The organism is Pseudomonas sp. PDM31 (assembly GCF_019218965.1).
In the GTDB taxonomy this organism is placed as follows: Bacteria; Pseudomonadota; Gammaproteobacteria; order Pseudomonadales; family Pseudomonadaceae; genus Aquipseudomonas.
In genome coordinates this window covers 235,004-257,267 of the sequence record NZ_JAHUWS010000001.1, presented here as the reverse complement: position 1 = coordinate 257,267, position 22,264 = coordinate 235,004, and the positions used below count along the sequence as shown (strand labels likewise).

Sequence of the window (22,264 nt, the reverse complement as noted above, 5' to 3'; positions counted from 1 at the left end):
TCGGTGAGTTTCAAACGGACTTGGTCATCATCGGCTCGCGCCGCGTGATCAACCTTTTATACGCCCGGCGCGCGGCCAGCATCAGCAGTGCCAGGCAGCAATACAGGCCCAGCAACGGGTCAACCAGGTAATCCCAATAGTTGTGGGAAGGTTTGATCCCGACGATGAAGGCCAGGGTCGCACAGGTCAACATCACAACGGCCAGGTAGTTGCGCAGGTAAAACAGGACAAATGTGAGCAGTGCGACGATAAACAACAGCGGGCGCGGGCTGTAACCACGCCGGTAAGGGTCCAGCTCACTCAAGCCCAGGGTAGCGGGGTAGAGCACCAGGGCCATCACCGCAAAGAGGATCAATACGCCTGTTCGATCACGCAGCGCCGGGGGCAGCATCCCCAGACGGCGCAAACACCCCCATCCCATGAACACCATTGAGGTGATCGCAAGGTCATCAATGTGGCTGCGCAGGTAAGCGGCCAGCGACAACCCGCCCAGCGGTATGAAGCTGGCCGCCAGCAACGCAAGCAGCAGCGTGATGCGCCAGCCCCTGTTCAGCCCGAACGAGGGCAATAGCAGGAAGATGATCATCGCGAAAGTGGCGTGGGCTTGCCATAGGTTGATCATTTGAGACGCTCGGACAGCCAGGCATCGTTAAAGGTAACGTGCTTGATGAAAGTGTTGTTCCAGGAGTAAACCAAGTGATACATCCCGTCGGGACTGCGGATGAAGTACGGGTATTCGTATTCGAATTCACACCCGTCATTTTTACAGACTCGGTTATCGAGGTTGGCGAGGAATTGCGCCTCCAGGGGTTGGCGCAGCTTGCCGCTGGAACCGCGGAACTCAATCCCGATGATTTCCTTGTAGGCGAGGGGTGAAAACGGATCGCCTTCAGGATCCGGTGATTTGTCCAGATCGTGCAAGAAGCGCCAATCGATCATTTTTGCATCGGTGAGATACAGGCTCAGCTTGAAGCGGCCCTCCTGCAGGTCATTGAGCGCTACCAGCAAGCCGTGACCGGGCGTTGCCACGGCCGCCAACGAAGAGTTCGGGTTCGAGGGCACGACCGGATAAGGTTCACTCCAGTTTTGTCCGGCATCCTCGGTGCGGCTCGCCAGGACTCTATGGTGGGTGTCGCCCGCATAGCGCAACAAGGCGATACCGCGCTGACCATCCAGCGGAACGATCGCCGGTTGCAATGAGTTTTTGCCGTGGCTGATGCGGTATTTATCGATTACTTCACCGTCCGGGCTCAAATACAGGTACTCGGCAAATTTGCCCAGAAATTCGTGATAGACAGGCAAGCCGATGGAGCCGTCGACATGAAACACCGGTGCCGAACGCACCAGGGTGCTGATGTTCAAAAAGGGTGAGGTGATCAATTGGCGCGGCGCTGACCAATGCGCACCAAAGTCATCTGAAACCATCACATTGACCGCGCTACCCGCCCAGCCGCCCATGGATACGGAGACGAAGAACAGCCACAGGCGATTGTCCGGCGCTAATGCGACGACCGGGTTGCCAAGTTTTCGGATGTATCTACGAGTGCTTTGCTGGGTCGAATCCCGGGTCGCCATGACCTGTTCCTCCCCCCACTCGCCGGTGCTGACGTTGAAGCGGGCGGAGCGCACCTGTACATCGGCTGCGCCTTCGCGACTGCCGGCGAACCAGACCGCCATCAGGCTACCGTCAGGCATGGCCGTTACCGACGAGGAATGGACGAAGTCCACCAGCCCGGAGGAGGCGAATCGGCTGGTATAAATGGGCTTTGCATCGGTTTCTGCCAGTGTCTTTACCGGAGTGATCCGGGCAAAGGAAGAATGCATGGGTGCAGGGTGGGTGATCCATGCGCCCGCAAAGAGGCAAGCCAAGGCAAGGTAAACGCCAAGGGCAGCAATGCCGGGGAATTTTATGCGCATAATTAAGCCTTTAGCATCTCCTAGCCCAATAAAGCGCCCACGGTAACACTCTAGTACAAGATTGCGACTCAATTGATCTCAATTATCCAGGCAGTTACTTCTAGTGTGCGGCGCCGCGTTATGACATGAGCCCGCGCAGCTGAGCAGGGCTCAGGCCAAGGCGTTGCCTGAAAGTGGTCGACATGTGCGCCTGGGAATTGAAACCGCAGGCGTTGGCGATCGCCACCAAGGGCATTGTCGAATCGCACATCAGTGCACGGGCCTTGGCCAGGCGTCGGTCGATCAGGTAGCTGTGTGGGCTTTTACCCGTTGCGTGCTTGAATGCGCGTATGAAATAGCCTTCGGACAGTCCAAGCAGCCCCGCCATTGCCTGAATTCCCAGGGGCCCGTCCAGGCCCGCGTCAATGAACTCATCGAGCAAACGCATACGGCCAGCGGTCATGGCGTCTTGGGGCGGTGCGGAGAACGCTTGGTGACTCGTCACCCGTTCAGCCAGGGCCAGCGCCCAAGCCTCCCAATCGTCCGTCACCGAGGCTCGTAGCAGCGCGCTGCGCATTCGCAGCGCGAGGGCGATTGCATGCGGGTCAATGCGATTGTTGAAGGCACGGTCCCCGGGCAAAGCGCTGCCATCAGTGCGCAAGACCCGCAGGTACTCACCGCCCCTGGCGGACTCGGACAACACGTCACAACCTGCGGGAACGAATGCCAGGCCATTGGGCAAGGCGTCAAACGGCTGCACCCGGTCGCTGCCAATGGCGTGCACACCGCGCTGGCTGTCGAAGGCAAAGCCAATCGCCGATTGCGCCGCGACATATCGGGTTGCGTAGGCGGCGCCGGGCAGCAACTCGATGGCCCATGGACCGGCCTCGATACGACGGACCGGTTCGGCGGGGAGCGGGAGCAGGGGGCGATTTTGACGGATCATTAACAGCATAGTAATGAAGAGCGAGCCTAAAAGTCAGGTCAGTTTTCTGAAAGCCGATGTGCTGTGCCTGTGTCTAGACTGGGCAAAACATTGGGAAGTCCACTGATGCAGACACTGACTCGCGACGAAATCGAACAAGCGGCCCGCCATGTCTACCAGGTCATGCCCGCTACTGCCCAGTACGCCTGGCCACTGCTGGCCGAGCGATTAGGCTGCACCGTATGGGTCAAGCACGAAAACCATACCCCTACCGGGGCCTTCAAGGTACGCGGTGGCATTACCTTCATGCACTGGCTCAAACGCGAGCACCCGGGCGTCAAGGGCATTGTCACCGCTACCCGCGGCAACCATGGCCAGAGCCTGGCGCTGGCGGCCGGCAAGCTTGGTTTGAGGGCGTTGATCGTGGTGCCCCAGGGCAATTCGCCGGAAAAGAACAACGCCATGCGCGGTTTTGGCGGCGAAGTGGTCGAGTATGGCCGCGATTTTGACGAGGCCCGGGAAGAGGCCGCGCGCCTGGCGCAAGTACATGGCCTGTACCTGGTGCCGCCGTTCCATGTCGAATTGGTCAAAGGTGTGGCGACCTATGCGCTGGAGCTGTTCCAGGCCGCGCCGGATCTGGACACCGTCTACGTGCCGATCGGTTGTGGCTCGGGCATTTGTGCGGTGATCGCCGCGCGCGACGCGTTGGGCCTGACAACCCGGGTGGTGGGCGTGGTTTCCACAGAGGCCGCAGCGGCCAGGTTGTCGTTTGAAGCGGGCGAAATCCTCGAAACCGCGACGGCAAACACCTTCGCCGACGGCCTTGCGGTGCGTAGACCGATTCCCGAGGCCTTTGCCATCTACGGTGCGGCTGCGGCACGCATCGTTTCTGTCAGCGAAGCAGAGATCGCCCAGGCCATGCGTGTGTATTACACCGACACCCACAACCTGGCTGAAGGGGCGGGTGCGGCGGCTCTTGCGGCGCTTATCCAGGAGCGTGAAGCAATGGTAGGGAAAAGGGTCGGGGTGATTCTGTCGGGTGGCAATGTTGATCGATCGGTGTATGCAGGAGTGATTGAGTGAAGTGGATCAGCTTTGCGGGGAACCGGTCGAGTCAGGGCTGGACTCGGCAGCGAGCTTCAAGCGGTCAGCTTTACTGATGTACCTGGTCTTGCTTTGCGGTGCCAGTTTGGCGCTGGCCTTTTTGGCGTGAGCCTTTAATAGCTGTTTGATTTTTTTACGACGGTTCATGTCTTTCTACCCAGGCTGTTTATTCGTCAATCATATCAGCTTAGGCAATGGCCCAGACCCGCTGCGACCGGCGAGTAGTTTGCCTTCCAGGGTTTCGATGGAGTCGAAGACGTCGTAGATCACCTTGATCCCCATCGTGGCCTGGAAGTCGGCGAGTGTGGTTTCGCCAATGTAGTCGGTCCAGTTGTAGACGCTGAGCTGTGGCTGAGCCTGGGCACCGGCGCTGAAGGGCGCGGCCAGCGCGATCGGGAAATGGATTTCAATCCATGCCTATCGAAACCTCGTGGAGTTAGTGGCTTTTTCAGGGCATTTTTCGGCGTTGGGGGGGGCGTCTTCGCGAGCAAGCCCGCTCCCACAGGGAAATGCATTCCAAATGTGGGAGCGGGCTTGCTCGCGAAGGGGGCGGGTCAGTCACCATCTGTTTTGAATGGCACACCGCATTCGCGAGCAAGCCCACTCCCACAGAGGGGCGAAAACAGTCAGCATCCCAAGAAGAAGGCGAATGACGGAAAGTCCGAGAATCATCGAGAGGACGGTGGCAACAATGGGGAAGTTGCTCATGGTTCTTCCTGCCCGGGAATGTTCCGGCAAGCGTAGACCAGTGGTTCGGGAAAGTTTGACCGCAGCACCGGGGCAGGTATTTGCCGTGTCGCAAAAATGACAAGGTTCCCGCGCACCTTATTTTGTCTTTTCCGAGGTGGTGCAGATGGTGTGAACCTGGAACTGAACCCCGGCCAGTGATTCCCTGATCTGATCGGCCGCATGCTGACAGGCCTCCAGATTCGTGTACTCGGCATGGTCGATTGCCGGGGCCGGCTGAGCGCCGTTTGTAGCGAGAATGACCCAGAGAATGAAGTTCATGATGTCTCCGACGCGGCAGGTGGTAATGAGTCTAGCCCGGATTGATTTCCAGCGTGGGCAGTGTTCATGACTCTCCAGCTGACGCTTTTACCATCATGATCGGCAGCGGTCATTGCGCCTGATCAAGGAACTCGAGAACCCGCAGCAGGCAGTCGCGCTCCTCAAGGTGCCCAACCGGCTCAATGAGCGGGTAGAAACATCAATCAGCACGCACTGCACGCCGCTTACAGCGGGTTTGTCAGAAGTTTTCAAAGATTTTCAGCGCCCGGCAGAACAGCACAAAGCATTTCAGAACACCCATGTAATTGGCATGCGTTACTGCTGTCACTCGGCAAAAGCGACGATTATGTCCGCCCCCCCCCGTCGTGCTCGCGCGGCACAACCTTTGCCCCTCCGGCTGCCTACCGCCCCTTCTTTGACTCCGTCACGAGGATGTCCAGTTGAACTGTTCGACCCCAGGTCCAACCGTGCCGGTGGCCGACGATCGCCCTCGCGTTCATCGACTGGATGCAGCGGCAGTCTCACTGGTTATCCATCTGCTTGCCCTGGCCTTGCCCCTGGCATTGCTGCAGATCTACGACCGCATTCTGCCAAGCCAGTCTTACGGCACGGCGGTGTTCCTGGTGGTTGGTGTCGGTATCGCCATCATCCTCGAAGCTATCTTGCGTTACGGCCGCACGGCGCTGTTTGCGCACATCGCCGCGCAATACGAGAGCGAAACGACCACGCGCATTTTTGACAGACTGCTCAAGGCGGATATCAACGTCGTTGAGGGCATGGGCACCGCCAGCGTGATTGATGGCATACGTTCGGTCGCGCAGGTGCGCGATTTGTCTTCCGGCAATGCCGCGGTGGCGCTGTACGAAGTGCCGTTCATCGCTATTTATATAGGCCTGGTGGCGTACATCGGTGGCTGGCTGGCCTTCATTCCGCTGGGGTTGTTCGGGGTCGCCGTGGGCATGACCCTGCTGGTCAAGACTGCCACCGAACGCACCCTGAGCCGCGCCGAGGCGGCCGACATCCGTCGCCGCAACCTGTTGTGGGCGTCCTTCGCCGGGCTGCCCGAGGTCAAGTCGCGCGGCGCCGAGCCCGGGCTGAGTCGCAACTACACAGGGATCAATGCACGGTACATGGCCGCATCGGCACGCCTGGAAATGCTCATCGCCTGGGTCCGCGAGAACGCTGCGCTGTTGGGCCAGCTGTCTACCGTACTCATCGTGATCTTTGGCTCGATCGACGTGATGAATGGCGAACTGAGCACCGGCGCACTGACTGCCTGTACATTGCTCGCCGGTCGCTCCATCGGGCCGGCGATGCTCGGCTTAGGCTACTTCGCGCGCCAGGCGCAAGCACGGGAAGCGCAGGCCAAAGTCCATCGCTTGCTGGAGCTGCCGGTCGGCGATGCAGCGCGTTATCGGCAGGCACCCGACCAGCCCACGGCATCGCTCATCGTGACCCAGGGGTGCATTGAACTGCTCAGGGATAGCAATCCCGATTTGACCATCAACATTGCCTCGGGCGAGCTGGTTCATCTGGATGCTGCCGACGCGGCGCTGGCGTCAAAATTGCTGGCGATGGTGGCTGGCACAGGGTTGCAACAGGGGTTGGAAGTGCGCCTGGACGGTCATTCGGTGCGTGAGTATTCGGCCGCCAACCTGCGCCAGAGTGTCAGCCTGGTACCGCGTCATCCTGCTTTGGTGGCGGGATCGATACTCAACAATCTGACCCTGTTCGATCCGCGCTACAACGAACTGGCCCGTGAATATGCCGAAGCGTTGGGCCTGTTGCCATTTCTCGGCCGTCTGCGCAGTGGCGCGTTGACGGAAATAGGTACCTTGGGCGCCGAACAGTTCGATGAAGGTTTTTACCAGCGCATTGCGCTGATCCGGGCGCTTGTGCGCCAGCCCAGGATTTTGCTGCTCGATCATGCAGGCAGCGGTCTTGATCTGGACGGACAAAAACGCCTGGCCATGCTGCTGCAAAACATGGCCGCACGCCCCACGATTCTTGTGGCCAGCAACAAGCCGATCATGATTGGTGCCTGCGATCGCAGCATCCGCATAGGCAGGAGCGACCCGCATGCAAACTGAAAACTTCGCTTGTGACCCGACGGATACCGCCGACAGACTCGATATGTTCTGGAGTGAGCGTGCGCGCATGCAACGCATCGCCACGCTGCTGGGCGAGGCACGACTGGGTGCCTCGGCGATCGCTCGCTGCCTGCCCGCACTGCTGGTGACGCTGGACTGGTTTGGTGCGCCGCGCAATCTGGTGCCCAGCCTCCCAGCCCAAGGTGCCGGGTTTACCGTTGAAGACCTGCGCACGCTGTTGGTGGACATCGGTTTCCGTTCCGATTACCTGCCCCATGGCAAGCGCCACAACCTGATGGAAAGCCTTCCAACAGGCACTCTGGCAATTACCGATGAGCGTTGCATGCTCTATCTTGGCCGTCTGGATAACCAGGACTGGTGGCATGACGGGGAAAGCCCGGTCCATGATTGGCAGCCGTCGAGCGACAGCGAATTTTTGCTGATCCAGCGCAAAGCGGGGTTCATACCCATCGATGCACCGCAGCCCGACTGGTTTGCGGGACTGATGGCCAAGGCTCAGGGCGAACTGTTCGGTATCGGGCTGATCAGTCTGGTCACTAACGTCCTGGCATTGTCGGTGTCCTTGTTCACCATGACCGTCTACAACTCCGTAATTCCCAGTGGCGCCACCGGCACCCTGACCACACTGGGGTTGGGGGCGATCATTGCCGTCATCTGTGGTTGGGGGCTGCGCCTGGGACGCGCGACACTGCTCGCACGCATGGGTGCATGGGCAGGTGCCAGCATTGGCACCGCGGCGTTTCGCAAGACCCTCGGTTTGCCATTGGAGTATTCGTCGCGACTGGGCCTGAACAACAACCTCGCCCGCATGCGTTCGCTCGAAGGCGTGCGCCAGTACCTGAGCGGCGCTGGCGGTGTGGCGCTGGTCGACTATCCATTCGTGTTGGTGTTCATCGTGGTGATTGCCCTGTTGGGCGGTTGGATCGTGTGTGTGCCGATCATCGGACTGCTGCTGTTCTTGCTCGCTGCGTGGTTAGTACAGCCTTATTTGCAGCGCAAAGCGGTGCACGCCGGGCGCGTCGGCAACCGGCTGCTGGAGGAGTATGCCAGCGGCATCCAGCGGCTTCGCTCCCTTCAGGGCATCAGTGGCAACCACCACTGGCTGCGACGCATGCGCGACATGTCCAGCCAGGCAGCGCAAGCCAATCGTGATCTGGCCCTGGCCCAGGCGTTGATGCAAAGCATTGGTCAGGCGCTGAGCATGTTCATTGTGCTGGGCACCATGGCCGCCGGCATCGCTCTGGTCCTGGCCCAGGGCATGACGGCTGGCGGGTTGATCGCCACGATGATGCTGGTCTGGCACGTCACCACCCCGGCCCAGCAATTCTTTTCGCTGAGTCTGCGCATGAGTCAGATCAAGGAATCGCGCTTGCAGCTGGACCGGCTTATGCAGTCCGCTGGCGAGGCGCAGCACCCGCAGATGTATTCGCCGATCGAGCCGCTGGCGCCTCGCATCGCCGTGGACCATTTGTTTTATCGCTATAGCGTGGAGCAGGAGCCTGCGCTTAACGGCGTCAGCTTCGAGTTGCAGCCGGGCCAGCGTGTGGTGGTGGTCGGGCCCAACGGCGCTGGCAAGAGCACTTTATTGCAGTGTCTGTCCGGGGTGCGCATGCCTCAAAGTGGCCGCGTGGTGCTCGACGGACGTGATATCCGCCAGTTCGACCCGGCGGATTACCGGGTCTGGGTCGGCTTTCATGCACAGACCCTGCAGAACCTGCCGTTGTCAGTGCGTGACTTCCTCCAGTTGTCTCATCCAGCTACCTGTGATGCACGGATCGTGGCCTGCTTTGCCCGGGTTGCGGGCGAAACCTGGTGGCGTTTGCTCGGCTGCACCGGCGAGCAAGAGGCACTGAACATGCAGCTTGATCCCTGGCGCGAAGACCCCGATGCCCTGCGTATACGCCACGTGGTGGGCATGGTCGAAGCCGTGCTGGGCGATCCGCCCCTGCTGTTGCTGGATGACCCGCTGCGTGACGGCGATCCCGTGCTCGATGACATGTTCAAGCGTCTGCTCGACGACTTGCGCGGCACCAGCACCGTGGTAATCGCTACCCACCGTGCGGACCTGATCGAAACCGCGGACCTGATCGTGATTCTCGAACAGGGCAAATTGATTCATGTCGGACCAGTCGCCCTTCAGAACCCCAAAGGTGTGGCGCAAGACAGCTTAAAAGGACCGGTTCATGTTTAAGATCGATTCACTGCCCAAGATCATTGCCATCACCGGGGCCGACGACCGTGCCGGTGCCAACATAGCCAACCTGCTCAACGATGGCCGCAGTTCCCGGCATTTGCGGCGCATGCTGCTGGCCATTGTTGCCCTTGTGTTGCTGTTCCTGCTCTGGACGCTGGTCGCACAGGTGGATGAGCTGGCCAAGGCGCGCGGGGAGGTTCAACCGGTGTCGCGCATTCAACTGCTGCAATCGAAGGAAGGCGGCATTCTTACCGAGTTGCTGGTCGAGTCGGGCGAGCAGGTCAAGGCAGGGCAGGTCATCGCCCGGTTTGCCACCACCGATGTGCAGAAGGATCGCGCCCAGGCCAGTGTGCGTCGCGCCGCCTTGCAGATCGATCTTGAACTGTGGGGGGCTGTCATTGAGGCACGTCAGCCGAAATTTTCAGGTTTCGCCGATCAGCAGGGTCTGGTGGATGAGGCGATCAAGCGTTACGCCAACGAACTGGCACTCAACACCTCGCTCGCCGATGCCAAACGAACAGTCTTCGAACAGCAGAAGGCGGCACTGCTTGGCGCACAGAGCGAGTTGCCTGCGATGCGCAATCAATTGGACCTGGCTCTAAACGTCCAGGCCCGCTACGAGGATGGCTACGCCAGGGGGGCTATTTCTGCTGTGCGCATGGCCGAGGCGCAGGGGCATGCGGCGGAGCTCGAGCGCAATCTGGCGCAATTGCGATCGCGTATCTCCGAGCTGAACAAGACCATCGCTGTTGCCCAGGCGGAACACCAGCAGGTGCTGGACGAGATCAAACAGAAGGCTGGGGCCAAGCGCAGCGAAATGATCGAGAAGATTCATGAACTGGATGCCGAGTTGGTTGCGCTGGAAGACCGCCAAGGGCGTACCGAAGTGGTGGCGCCGGTGGCCGGGTTCATCAAGCAACTGCCCGATACCCGCGCCGGCGCTGTGATTGCACCCGGCGGTACGGTGGCGGAGCTGGTGCCAAGCGAAGGGGGTGTGGTGATGGAAGTCCTGGTCTCACCGCGCGATATCGGGTTCGTGCGTATTGGGCAAACCACACTGGTAAAGGTCGATGCTTTCGATTTCAGCCGGTTCGGCTCAGTGACGGGCGAGGTCAAACGCATCTCCCCATCGGCTTTTCGCCAGGAGCAGAACGGCGCGACTTACTACAAGGTGGATATCCAGCTCGATCAGGACCATGTCGGCAAAGACACAGACCGGCGACTGATCCCCGGTATGACGGGCGAGGCGGATATCGTCACGGGGCGAAAGTCGGTGTTCCAGTACCTTGCCAAGCCCGTATTCATCGGTGCCGACATGGCATTCCACGAACGCTAGGCCCAGGTGCACAGGTAATCGACCATGACCATTAATAATGAAGGTTCGACGTTGGGCGCACATCCGCGGATGAGCCAGGACGAAGCCGCCAGGCGCCTGGGTGCGCGTGAGCAGCCACTGGGCACGCAGACTCAGGTTGACCAACGCAACCCCCTGGGCTGGACCGAAGACAAGCAAGGGCAAGCACTGCCTGGCCAACAGCCCACCGCTGGTGGCGCCCCGGGGCCACAGCATGCCGGTGTGCCGGCCAGTCAAGAGGCCGTTGTCGAGCAGATGTGGCCCGGTCCTGACCTGGTGCCGGTACCCCATGCGCCTGCAGCCAGCGAGACTGGCGCCACTGCTGATGCCGGTGACTATGGGTCGTTGCCGGGCAACGACAAGCCTGCCGGGATTTTTGTGGCAGCCGATCATGGCTCTGCAGCGCTGCCGGTTGCCACCCTGGTGCCAGTCGCTGACGGTGCCAGGGCTCTGCGCGGCGGTGGGTCGTCGGGATTGGCGGCTGCCGACGCAGTTGCCGGCAGCGTCCAAGTGCCGCCATTGCTGCCCGCCGAAGAGGTCGCGGGCAATGATGGATCGGTGCCTTTTTTCGCTGTTGGCGATCTGGCCGGCAACGTGATCGAGGACTACGAACAGCAGATCAGCGGCCAGCTCAGTGCAAGCGGTGGTGAGAGGGGCGTGGTCACCCTCTGGCGCGCGATGGCGCCGGACGGCGTTTATGGGACATTGCAGGTTGCGCCCGATGGCAGCTGGCATTACATCCCAAACACCAACAGCGCGGCGTTTCAGGGGCTCAACGAAGGGCAGCATGTCATCGAGGAGTTTGTGGTGCGCGCCAGTTCGGGCGCTATGGCGCCCGTCGATCTGCTGATCAGGATTGACTTGCGAGGTACGAACGACCGCCCCGAAATTACCCCAGGCTCGGTACTCACCGGCAGCAATCGCGAAGACTTGCAAACGTTTGCCAGTGGCCAGCTCGAGGCCCGGGACGCGGACCTGGACGCCCGGCTGCATTGGCAGGTCGACACCGTGCACGGCCAATACGGCGAGTTGACGCTCGATGCTGGCACCGGCCAGTGGCAGTATCAACTCGACAACGACCGCGCGTCGACTCAGGCGCTCGCCGAGGGCCAGGTGGCCAGCGAGTATTTCCTCGCCAGTGTGGTCGACGAACACGGTGCGACCTCCACCGCGCGCCTGACCATCACCATCGTCGGGCTCAATGATGCCCCGGTCATCGCACGCATCGACGCGCTTCAGGCGACGCAAGATGGTGAGATTGTGCACGGGAAAATCCCCGCGACCGATGTCGACACGCTCGACCACCTCACTTTCAGTACCACTGCCAATGTGCCGGGCTTCACCCTGGCAGCGGACGGCAGCTATCGTTTCGACCCGAGCAATGCCGTCTATCGCTCCCTCGCAGAAGGTGCCACGCAGCAACTGATCATCCCGGTGACGGTCAGCGACGGCCATGGTGGCGTCGCCACGCAGAATTTGTTGATTAACCTCACCGGCAGAAATGACCTGCCAGTACTCGACACTCTTGTTACCCGCGCAGCCAGTGAAGGTGGCGCGCCGTTGACCGGCCGCCTCAGCGCAACTGATGTGGATGCCGGCCACACGCTGACCTACGGCACCACAGCCCACGTCGACGGTTTCACCATCGACGCGCAAGGCAATTACCGCTTTGACCCGGGCCACAGCACTTATCAGTCGTTGCCCGCCGGTGTTCAGCAAACGCTGGTTATCCCACTGACTGTCACCGACGAACACGGTGGTTCGGCCACGCAAGATCTGCGCATCATTTTGACAGGGACCAACCAGGGCGCCGTCATCAGCGGCGTGATCAGCGGCACCGTCACCGAGGACAACACCAGCGGCGGTACACACCTGCTTGAAACGGGTGGTCAACTGACGATCAGTGATCCGGACCTCGGCGAAAACCGGTTCTCACCCCACGGTGGTGGCGATGCCCTGAGCGGTGAATACGGCGTGCTGACCATTGACGCGAGCGGTGCCTGGCATTACGTGGCAGATCCCGACCAGACAGTGATCCGGCAACTGGGGCAAGGCGACACGCTGACCGAACACTTCACGATTACCAGCATCGACGGCACCCGGCAGAGCATCGATATCACCCTGACCGGCTCCAACGATGCGCCGCAGATCGGTCACGACTCGATCACCAGCGGCGCAATTTCAGAGGACGACTCGGCGAACACCCTGGTCGGTGTGCTGAGCGCCAGTGACGTCGATTCAGGTAGCCGGCTCAACTGGAGCCTGGCGCCAACCGAGGGTACCTATGGTTCGTTGGCCATCGACCCGCTCAGCGGGCAATGGACTTACACCCTGGACAACAGTCGTCTCGCCACCCAGAACCTGGCAGAGGGGCAGCAGGTCACTGAACACTTCATTGCGCTGCTCACCGACGAGCATGGCGCAGTGGTGCAACAGCCAATCGAAATCAGTGTGCGCGGCACCAATGACGCCCCTGTACTGCTGCAGGTCCCGGCGCAGAGCCTCACCGAAGGTGACGCCGTCGTGCACGGCCAGCTTATTGCTACCGACATCGACACCGCCGACACCCACACCTACAGCACCAGCGCCCAGGTCGCCGGTTTCATCCTCAACCCGGACGGCAGCTACAGCATGGATCCGGGGCATGCTGCCTATCAGCACCTCGCCGAGGGCGCACAGCAAACCCTCACAATTGCGGTCACCGTAACCGACAACCATGGCGCCACGGCCATCGAGCAACTGGTGTTCAGCCTGACCGGCACCAATCAGGTCGCGGTGATCACCGGCATCGACAGCGGACTCGTTACCGAGGACGGCGTCAGCGCCGGCACACACCTGCTGGAGACCGGTGGCCAACTGGTCGTCGTCGATCCGGACCAGAACGAAGCTTACTTTGTGAGCCATGCCGACACAGCGGCGTTAACCGGCAACTACGGCAGTCTGACTATCGATGCCAGTGGTGCCTGGCACTACAGCGCAGACAACGCTCAGGCGGCGGTGCAGCAATTGGGGCAGGGTGCGTCCCTGACCGAACACTTCATCGTTACCACCGTCGAGGGCACCACGCACCAGATCAGCGTGACGTTGATGGGTACCAACGATGTGCCGCTATTGAGCGCCATCGCCAAACAAAGTACTGACGAGGATGGTGCGAAGGTCTTCGGGCAGCTTGTCGGCACCGACGTGGATATCGGCGACACGCTCAGCTACGGCACGTCTTCGACAGTCGCAGGTTTCAGCCTCAATGCCGACGGCAGCTACAGCTTTGACCCCGGCGATGCGGCTTACCAGCACTTGGCCGAAGGGGCACGACAGATTCTCTCGATCCCGGTGACGGTGACCGACTCCCATGGCGCCGCGGCCACGCAAAACCTGGTGATTACGATTACCGGCAGCAACGACTTGCCGGTGATGAGTCTGCTCACCCCATGCACAGCCATCGAAGGCGGCGGCGCGATCACCGAGCAGATTGTCGCCACCGACATCGACACCGGTGACGTGCTGACTTACAGCACTGGGGTCACAGTCGACGGTTTCAGCATCGACCCGGACGGCACCTACCATTTCGACCCGAGTCACGCAGCCTATCAAAGCCTCAATGCCGGTCAGACGCAGATTCTGAGCATCCCGTTGACGGTGACCGACAACCACGGCGGCACGGCGACGCAAATCCTCACCATCACCCTGACCGGTACCGATCAGAGTGCGCTCATCGCTGGTGTGGATGTCGGTGGCGTTACTGAAGACCAGGGTAGCGGTGACTCTCAACTGCTGGAAACCGCAGGGCAGTTGAGCATCACCGATCCGGATCACGGCGAGGCCTGCTTTGTCGCCCACAGTGGCGACGAAGGGATCAATGGTGCCTATGGCGTGCTGACGATTGATGCTTCAGGCGCCTGGCATTACGCGGCGGACAACAACCAGGTGGCGGTCCAGCAGATGGGGCAGGGCGACACGCTGACCGATCACTTCACCATTACCAGCGTCGACGGCACCCGGCACAGCATCGACATCACCTTGAACGGTACCAACGATGCGCCGGTGATCAGCCAGAGTTCGATCACTGGCGGTGCGATCAGCGAAGACGCCACATCGAACACACTGGGCGGTGTACTGATCGCCAGTGACATCGATATCGGCAGCCGGCTCAGCTGGAGTCTGGAGGCGGGGTCTGGCACCTACGGCACCTTGTCCCTTGACGGGGCCAGCGGCGAGTGGATCTACACCCTGGACAACAGCCGTGCGGCCACCCAGGCCCTGGCGCAGGGACAACAGGCCAGCGAGCGCTTCAGCGTGCTGGTCACCGACGAGCATGGCGCGTCCGCTCGCCAGGATGTCGTCATCAGCGTGCAGGGTACCAACGACTATCCACTGCTGCAGAATGTCCCGCCACGGAACGTGATGGAAGGCGGTGCGGTGGAACACGGCCAGCTCGATGCCCGTGATGTCGACAGCGGCGATACCCTCGGTTTCAGCACTTTGGCGCAGGTCCCGGGGTTCACCCTGAACGCGGATGGCGCCTATTCGTTCGACCCGGCGAACGCCGCGTACCAGCACTTGAATGCCGGTGAGACACAGACCCTGAACATCCCGGTGACGGTCACCGACGGCCACGGCGGCACGGCGACGCAGATACTGACTTTCACCCTGACCGGCACCAATCAGGGCGCCATCATTGCCGGCGTGGACACCGGTGGCGTCACCGAAGACCAGGTATCTCCCGGCACCCAGCTGTTGGAGGCTGTCGGCCAGTTGACCATCAGTGATCCGGACAGCGACCAGGCGGTATTTACCGAGCACTCCGGCGCCACGGCACTGACCGGCAGCTACGGCAGCTTGAGTATCGACGCCAGCGGCGCCTGGCACTACAGCGCCGACACCGGACAGCAGGCGTTGCAGCAATTGGGGCAGGGCGCCACGCTGACCGAGCACTTCACCATTAGCAGCGTCGACGGCACCACGCATAGCGTAACGATCACGTTGAACGGTACCAACGATGCACCGGTGCTCAACGCAATCAGTGCGCGAAACGCGGTGGAAGACGGTGCCAAGGTGACGGGGCAACTGACGGCGAGTGATATCGACAGCGGCGATACCCTGAGCTACAGCGCAACCTCTGTCCCTGCGGGCTTCACGCTCAATGCCAACGGCAGTTACAGCTTCAATCCCGGCGATGCGGCTTACCAGCAACTGGCCGAAGGTGCACAGCGGGTCCTGACTATCCCGGTGACGGTCACCGATAACCACGGCGCCACGGCCACGCAGAACCTGGTGATTACCATTACCGGCACCAACGACCTGCCGGTAATGAGCGTGCCGGTCGCGCGCGTGGCCACCGAAGGCGGCGCCGCGATCAACGGCAAGGTGTTTGCCACCGACATCGACACTGGCGATACGCTCACCTATGGCACGTCAGCGACGGTTGACGGTTTCAGCATCGAGCCGGATGGCAGCTACCGTTTCGACCCGTCCCACGCGACCTATCAAAGCCTGAACGCCGGTGCGCAGCAGGTGCTGAACATTGCGGTGACGGTGACCGACAACCACGGCGGCACGGCGACGAAAATCCTGTCCATTACCCTGACGGGCACCAACCAGGGCGCGGTAATCGCCGGGGTGGACAGCGGTAGCGTCACCGAAGATCAGGGCACCGCCGGCAGGCTGGAAACCGGTGGTCAGCTCACCATCAGCGACGTGGACAATGGCGAGGCGGTGTTCACGCCGCGCAGTGGCGCCGGCGCCCTCGTGGGCACCTATGGCAGCCTGACGATCGATGCCAGCGGCGCCTGGCACTACAGCGCCAACAACAATCAGGCGGCAATCCAGAAACTGAGCGAAGGCGCGACGGCAACGGACACTTTCTCCGTGCGCAGCGTTGATGGCACGGCGCACCAGGTCACGATCACCTTGCTGGGCACCAACGATGCGCCGCAGATCGGCGGCAGTTCCGTTATTACAGGTGCGGTCACTGAAGATGCCGCCAAATCCAGCGCCACCGGGCGCCTGGTGGCCAGTGATGTCGACACCGACGCACAGCTGTCCTGGAGCCTGGCGTCAAACGCAGGTAACTACGGCAGCTTGGCGCTCGATGCGTTAACCGGCAACTGGGTCTACACCCTGGACAATAGCCGCACGGCAACCCAAGCCCTGGCGGCCGGTCAGAAGGTGCATGACAGCTTCGTTGCCACCGTCACCGACAACCACGGCGCCATCTCTCAGCAGACCGTGGACATTGTCATCACCGGGGCCAATGACCTGCCAGTGATCAGTGGCAGCAGCGCCGCAGCGGTGACCGAAGATGACCCTCAGAGCGTGGTTGGCGGCACCCTGACCCATGCCGACGCGGATACCGGCGATACCTTCAGCTGGTCACTGGTCGATGGTAACGGGACCTACGGCGCCTTGACGTTCGACACTTCGACCGGCATCTGGAACTACAGCCTCGACAACTCACGCGCCGCGACCCAGGCCTTGGCAGCTGGCGAGCGACACACCGAGACCTTTACCGTGCGCGGCGTCGATGGGGCTGGCAAGCCGGTCAATCAGGTGATCTCGATCGAGGTCAACGGCAGCAACGATAATCCGGGCATCAGCGGCGCCCACCAGGGTAGCGTGGTCGAAGACAGGACCATGAGCGCCAGCGGTGCGCTGTCATTCAGCGACATCGACACGGGCGACAAGCTGGGGGCTTGGCAGGTGCTCACCCCGCAAGGCATCTATGGCGCGCTCAGCATCGACCAGAGCGGGCGTTGGACCTACCGCCTTGATGAAGCGCGTTCTCAGTCGATCAAGGCCGGCGACTCGCCACAAGACAGTTTCATTGTGCGCGTCAGCGACAACCACGGTGGTTATGCCGATCAACAGGTCACTATCCAGGTCACCGGCACCAATGACGGCCCGGCCATCGACCCCAATTCACCAGCGCTCACAGGGGACGTGACCGAAGACCAGATCGGCGCGACCACAGCCCAAGGTACCATTGCCAGTGGGGACACGGACATTGGCGACCCCCTGTCCTGGTCGATCGACGGTTTTATCGGACAGAGCGTGGGCAGCTACGGCACGCTGTCGCTCGATCAGAGCGGGCATTGGACCTATACGCTCGATCACACCAAAGCAGACAGGCTGGCCCAGGGCGCGACAGTCGTTGAGCGCTTCGTCGTCAATATCACTGATGCGGCTGGCGAGCGCAGTTCCGCCACTATCCAGGTGCAGGTACACGGCACCAATGACGGCCCGCACATCGGCGGGACCAGCAGCGGCGAAGTGACCGAGGACATCGCCACCCGTGTCAGTGGGCAGTTGCTGCCAGGGGATGTGGACAGCGGCGATACCGCGAACTGGGCAGTGGTTGGCGACCCCCATGGACAGCTCGGTACGCTGATCCTCAACGCGCAGGGCGTCTGGACTTATCAGCTCGACGCGGGCTCGGCCACTGTCGATGCCTTGGGTGAGGGCGCAAGCGCAACCGAGACGTTCCGCGTCCAGGTCACTGACTCGCATGGTTTGACTGACTTCAAGGACATCACCATCAGGGTTCGCGGCCACAATGATGCTCCGGTTATCAGTGGCGTCGACAGCGCAGACATCACTGAAGACCAGATGGACAGCGTCACCGGGAGCCTCATTGCCCGGGATGTGGACAGCGGCGACCAGACGAGCTTCGAGGAGAATCAGTACGCCGGCGCCTACGGTCAGTTCTCGCTGAATACCGATGGGCAGTGGATCTACCAGCTGTACAACTCCCAGGCGTACGTTCAGGCCCTGGCCCAGGGACAGACAGCCACTGAAACCTTCACTATCGCGGCGCTCGACCAGAACGGCGGTGTCACTTACCGGCCGGTTACGGTCACGGTGCATGGTACCAACGATGCGCCGCTCATCAGTGGCGTCGCCACCGGCGTGGTGTTCGAGTTCATCTCGCAAACCGCATCCGGACGGCTGGTCGGCCAAGACCCGGACCAGATCGACAGCACCACCTGGAGCCTCAGTGAGGGGCACGGTGTGTACGGTACGTTGACACTCGATGATTACGGCCGCTGGACCTACACGCTCGACATCAACGACGCCGACACCAAGGCGTTGCAGCCTGGAGAGCAGAGGATTGACAGCTTTCGTGTGCAACTGACCGACAACCACGGCGCCAGCGCAGAGTGCTTCGTCAATGTCACCGTGGTCGGCACCCAGCCCGCCAACGCGCCGCCCGATCCAGACACAGGCGCTGGCGGCGGTGGTGGCGGTACGCCGCCGCTGACCCTGCCGTCGGTCAGTGTCAGTGTGACCGAAGATGTTTCCATCGTACGTTCTGGCCAATTGGTCGGCGCATCGCCCGAAGGCAGCCCGGTCACCTGGCAAGTAACGCCCGTCAACGGCACCTTCGGTGTCCTTACCCTGGGGCCCGACGGATCGTGGGTCTATAACCTGCATAACGACGCGCTGCAGGTTCAGGCGCTCAATCTCGGACAGTCCGTCCAGGAGTATTTCAACGTCCACGGCGTCGACGCCAGTGGCAACAAGGTGCAGACACAGTTCACTGTGACGATCAATGGCACCAACGACACGCCACACATCGTTGGAGTGGATACGGGCACGACGATCGAGGACCAGCAACTCACCGCCGTTGGCAGTCTCGCGGCGCGAGACCTCAATACCGGCGACAGTGCGACCTGGAGCGTTCAGCAGGGCACAGGCCTGCTCGGCGACTTCAGCATCGACGACAAAGGCGACTGGACCTACCACCTCGACAATGCCAAGGCGCAATACCTCAATGCCGGCGAGTCCGTCGTCGAGCGTTTCCTGGTCAATGCCACCGACGGTCAAGGCGCGACAGTGTCCCATGAAGTCCTCGTTACGGTGCATGGCACGGCCGATGGCCCGATGGTCCCCAGTGTCATTGAAGGCATCGCCCAGCCCGGTGCCAAGGAAGTGCTGAGCGGCAAGATATCGATCGACGATCCGGATATTGGCGATACCTTCAGCTTCAGCATGGTGTCGAGCGCGCACGGCCAGGCCGGCACGTTGTCGATCGAAGCGGACGGCAGCTGGCACTACCAGCTGGACCAGGCCGCTGCCAACACCGCACTGAAAAGCCTCGCTGCGGGCCAGCAGCTCACAGACACCTTCACCGTGCAGGTCAGAGACAGTAACGGCCATATCGCCCTGGAGCGGATCCATCTGGTGGTGAGCGGGGTTAACGATGCGCCGGTGATCAACGGCGCTATCAGTGGTTCCGTTACCGATCGCAGCCAAGTGCAGGCCACTGGCAAGCTGATCGCGAGCGATCCGGATGCCGGCGATGTCGCGACGATCGAACCGCAGGCTGTGGACAGCGCACTCGGCCATTTCGAGATCGCAAGCGATGGCCGCTGGGTCTACACACTCGATGGGCTCAATCCAACCGTCAAGGCACTCAATGCCGGTGCCAGCCTCACCGAGACCTTCCATGTCACGGCAATCGACGGCAGCGGCGTCTCGGTGGGCAAAGATGTGGTCATTACCATCTACGGAAGTAACGACCTGCCCGTGGTGGCCGGCGACGTGCGTGGCAGCACCACGGAAGACACCACCGTCGAAGCCCATGGCCAATTGACCACCACCGACGTGGATAGCGGTGACACCACGCAGTGGACCGGCATGAACACCGCTGGCGCCTATGGCCGTTTTACGATGTCCGCCAATGGCACCTGGAGCTACGTGCTCAATGGCAACTCGCCCCAGGTGCAGGCGCTCCAGGAGGGGCAAGTCGTTAGTGAGACTTTCACCGCTCACGGCAGGGACCAACACGGTGGCGAAGTCACGCAGGTCATTACCATCGACGTCCACGGCACCAACGATGCCGCCATCATCAGCGGACAACGCACTGGCGACCTCACCGAGGACCAGAATGTCAGCGCGGGCCAACTGGTGGTTTCCGGGCAGATCCGCCTGACCGACGTCGACACCGGCGAAGGCATTCTCACCGCGCAGACCGTACAGGGCGCCTATGGCACCCTGGAGCTGAACAGTGACGGCACCTGGCGCTACTCGGCGGACAATGCCCAGCAAGCCATTCAACACCTGGGCCAGGGCGCGACCCTGACCGATCATGTCAACCTGACCAGCGCCGACGGTACGCCGTACCAGATCAGCGTGACGGTGCACGGCACCAACGATGTGCCGGTGCTGAGCGCGCTCACCGCGCAGAACGCGGTGGAAGACGGAGCCAAGGTCACTGGCCAGTTGCTCGGCAGTGATACCGACACGGGCGACACGCTGCTCTACAGCAGCACCTCGAGCGTCGCAGGTTTTACCTTGAACGCCGATGGCAGTTACAGCTTCGACCCGTCCGATGCGGCCTGGCAGCACCTCGCCGAAGGCGCGACCCAGGTACTGATCATTCCGATGACCGTTACCGACAGCCAGGGCGCGAAAGCGACGCAGAACCTGGTCATCACGCTGACCGGCAGTAACGACCTGCCGGTGATGAGTGTGCTCGTGGGCGAGACAGCTGCCGAAGGCGACGCAGCCATCACCGGCCATGCCAGGGCGACGGACCTGGATACCGGCGATACGTTGACCTACAGCAGCGATGCCACGGTCGACGGTTTCAGCATCAGCCCCGATGGCACCTACCATTTCGATCCGGGCCACCCGACGTACCAAAGGCTGGTGGCGGGGGAGACGCAAACCCTGAGTATCGCGCTGACCGTCACTGACAACCACGGCGGCAGCGCCACGCAGACGCTGACCATCACCCTGACCGGCACCAACCAGGAGGCAGTGATTGCCGGGGTGGACAGTGGCAGCGTCACCGAGGATCAGAGTGCGAGCGGCCAACTGGAAACCGCAGGGCAGCTCACCATCAGCGACCCCGACAACAACGAAGCGTCGTTCGTAGCGCATACCGGTGCGGACGCGCTAGTGGGTGCTTACGGTTCGCTGACCATCGACGCCAGTGGCGCCTGGCACTACAGCGCCGACAACAACCAGGTTGCCGTGCAGCAATTGGCCGAAGGCGAACAACTGACCGAGTCCTTCACGGTCAGTAGTGCCGATGGCACCACGCACAATGTGACTATCACCCTGAACGGCGTCGACGCTGTACCCGACCCCGGCATCCTGAGTGCGGCCGATGGCGACGATACAACAAGCATGGAGGTCCCTCTGGCCAATTTGGCTGTCGCGCTCTCGGCATACGCACTCGACGCCAAGGCAGCGGAGCCAACTACGGACGTGACGGTACAGCAAACAAGCGCTGGTGATTTGGCGAACGCTACAACGACCCAGCCATCGCCGCTGGATCACTACCTGCAATTTGCCCATACCGAGACTGATTCTTTGGCGGCTGGGGGCGAGGTGCCTGGCGACAGCAAATTGGCCGAATATGCAGGTGCCCCGGTATTACCGACAGTCGAGGTGTATCTGCAACTTGGCGGTGTGGATTCGGCGCACCTCAGCACTCCGGAACCGGCGCAATCGCCACATGACCAGCCGCCACCGGATAGCCCCTTGTACCCAGGTACTGCAACGCCCGAGCCGATGGATTTGGCGTACATCGATGCGAGTCTGGCGGATGTGCCAGTCATGCCGATGCCGGATCCCACTGCGCAGACTCACGGTTGAGGTCTGGACAATTGCCTGGGGGCCGGGTCGCATAAATTTGAAATAAACGGCATTGCTCGACACAATCGCCC

General features: G+C 61.4%; 10 protein-coding genes and 1 pseudogene. 5 read left to right on the top strand and 6 right to left on the bottom strand.

Features of this window, described 5'->3' with window-relative positions:
• Window positions 1–10 precede the first annotated feature (10 nt).
• The 3 genes from KW839_RS01015 to KW839_RS01005 all read right to left on the bottom strand — a co-directional run bounded on the left by KW839_RS01015 (window position 11) and on the right by KW839_RS01005 (window position 2,851).
• Entirely contained in the window at window positions 11–622 is a 612-nt protein-coding gene (locus tag KW839_RS01015) for a hypothetical protein (protein WP_218423103.1), read from the bottom strand.
• Window positions 619–1,917 carry an exo-alpha-sialidase gene (locus KW839_RS01010; protein WP_218423394.1) on the bottom strand — a complete coding sequence of 433 codons (1,299 nt, stop codon included), beginning with the start codon at window positions 1,915–1,917 and terminating at the stop codon, window positions 619–621. The genes KW839_RS01015 and KW839_RS01010 overlap by 4 nt, the downstream gene beginning before the upstream one ends.
• A 118-nt stretch (window positions 1,918–2,035) precedes the next feature.
• Complete coding sequence (locus KW839_RS01005; protein ID WP_218423102.1) at window positions 2,036–2,851, bottom strand: helix-turn-helix transcriptional regulator; 816 nt, start codon at window positions 2,849–2,851, stop codon at window positions 2,036–2,038.
• Window positions 2,852–2,947: 96 nt separating this feature from the next.
• On the opposite strand from KW839_RS01005, the gene KW839_RS01000 reads away from it, so the two are divergent.
• Window positions 2,948–3,904 carry a threonine dehydratase gene (locus KW839_RS01000; protein ID WP_218423101.1) on the top strand — a complete coding sequence of 319 codons (957 nt, stop codon included), beginning with the start codon at window positions 2,948–2,950 and terminating at the stop codon, window positions 3,902–3,904.
• A 6-nt stretch (window positions 3,905–3,910) separates the two neighbouring features.
• On the opposite strand, the gene KW839_RS00995 is transcribed toward KW839_RS01000, so the two are convergent.
• The 3 genes and pseudogenes from KW839_RS00995 to KW839_RS00985 all read right to left on the bottom strand — a co-directional run bounded on the left by KW839_RS00995 (window position 3,911) and on the right by KW839_RS00985 (window position 4,933).
• Window positions 3,911–4,072, bottom strand: coding sequence for a DUF2986 domain-containing protein (locus KW839_RS00995; RefSeq protein WP_082457558.1), 162 nt, complete (start codon window positions 4,070–4,072; stop codon window positions 3,911–3,913).
• A 57-nt stretch (window positions 4,073–4,129) separates the two neighbouring features.
• Window positions 4,130–4,336 (bottom strand): annotated as a pseudogene (locus tag KW839_RS00990) (polyamine ABC transporter substrate-binding protein); the annotation flags it as partial.
• A 414-nt stretch (window positions 4,337–4,750) separates the two neighbouring features.
• Complete coding sequence (locus KW839_RS00985) at window positions 4,751–4,933, bottom strand: hypothetical protein (RefSeq protein WP_060542200.1); 183 nt, start codon at window positions 4,931–4,933, stop codon at window positions 4,751–4,753.
• 440 nt (window positions 4,934–5,373) lie between these two features.
• Between KW839_RS00985 and KW839_RS00980 the strand changes: the two genes are divergently transcribed.
• The 4 genes from KW839_RS00980 to KW839_RS00965 are packed head-to-tail and all read left to right on the top strand — an operon-like array spanning window position 5,374 to window position 22,193.
• A complete protein-coding gene (locus KW839_RS00980) occupies window positions 5,374–7,023 on the top strand; it encodes an ABC transporter transmembrane domain-containing protein (protein ID WP_218423100.1) in 1,650 nt (549 codons plus the stop codon).
• Complete coding sequence (locus KW839_RS00975; protein WP_218423099.1) at window positions 7,013–9,235, top strand: ATP-binding cassette domain-containing protein; 2,223 nt, start codon at window positions 7,013–7,015, stop codon at window positions 9,233–9,235. Before KW839_RS00980 ends, KW839_RS00975 begins: the two co-directional genes overlap by 11 nt.
• Window positions 9,228–10,574: an HlyD family type I secretion periplasmic adaptor subunit gene (locus KW839_RS00970; protein WP_060542197.1), complete on the top strand. Its 1,347-nt coding sequence runs from the start codon at window positions 9,228–9,230 to the stop codon at window positions 10,572–10,574. Before KW839_RS00975 ends, KW839_RS00970 begins: the two co-directional genes overlap by 8 nt.
• Before the next feature lie 24 nt (window positions 10,575–10,598).
• The gene (locus KW839_RS00965; RefSeq protein ID WP_218423098.1) at window positions 10,599–22,193 is read left to right on the top strand and encodes a VCBS domain-containing protein; all 11,595 of its coding nucleotides are present in this window, start codon (window positions 10,599–10,601) and stop codon (window positions 22,191–22,193) included.
• Window positions 22,194–22,264 lie beyond the last annotated feature (71 nt).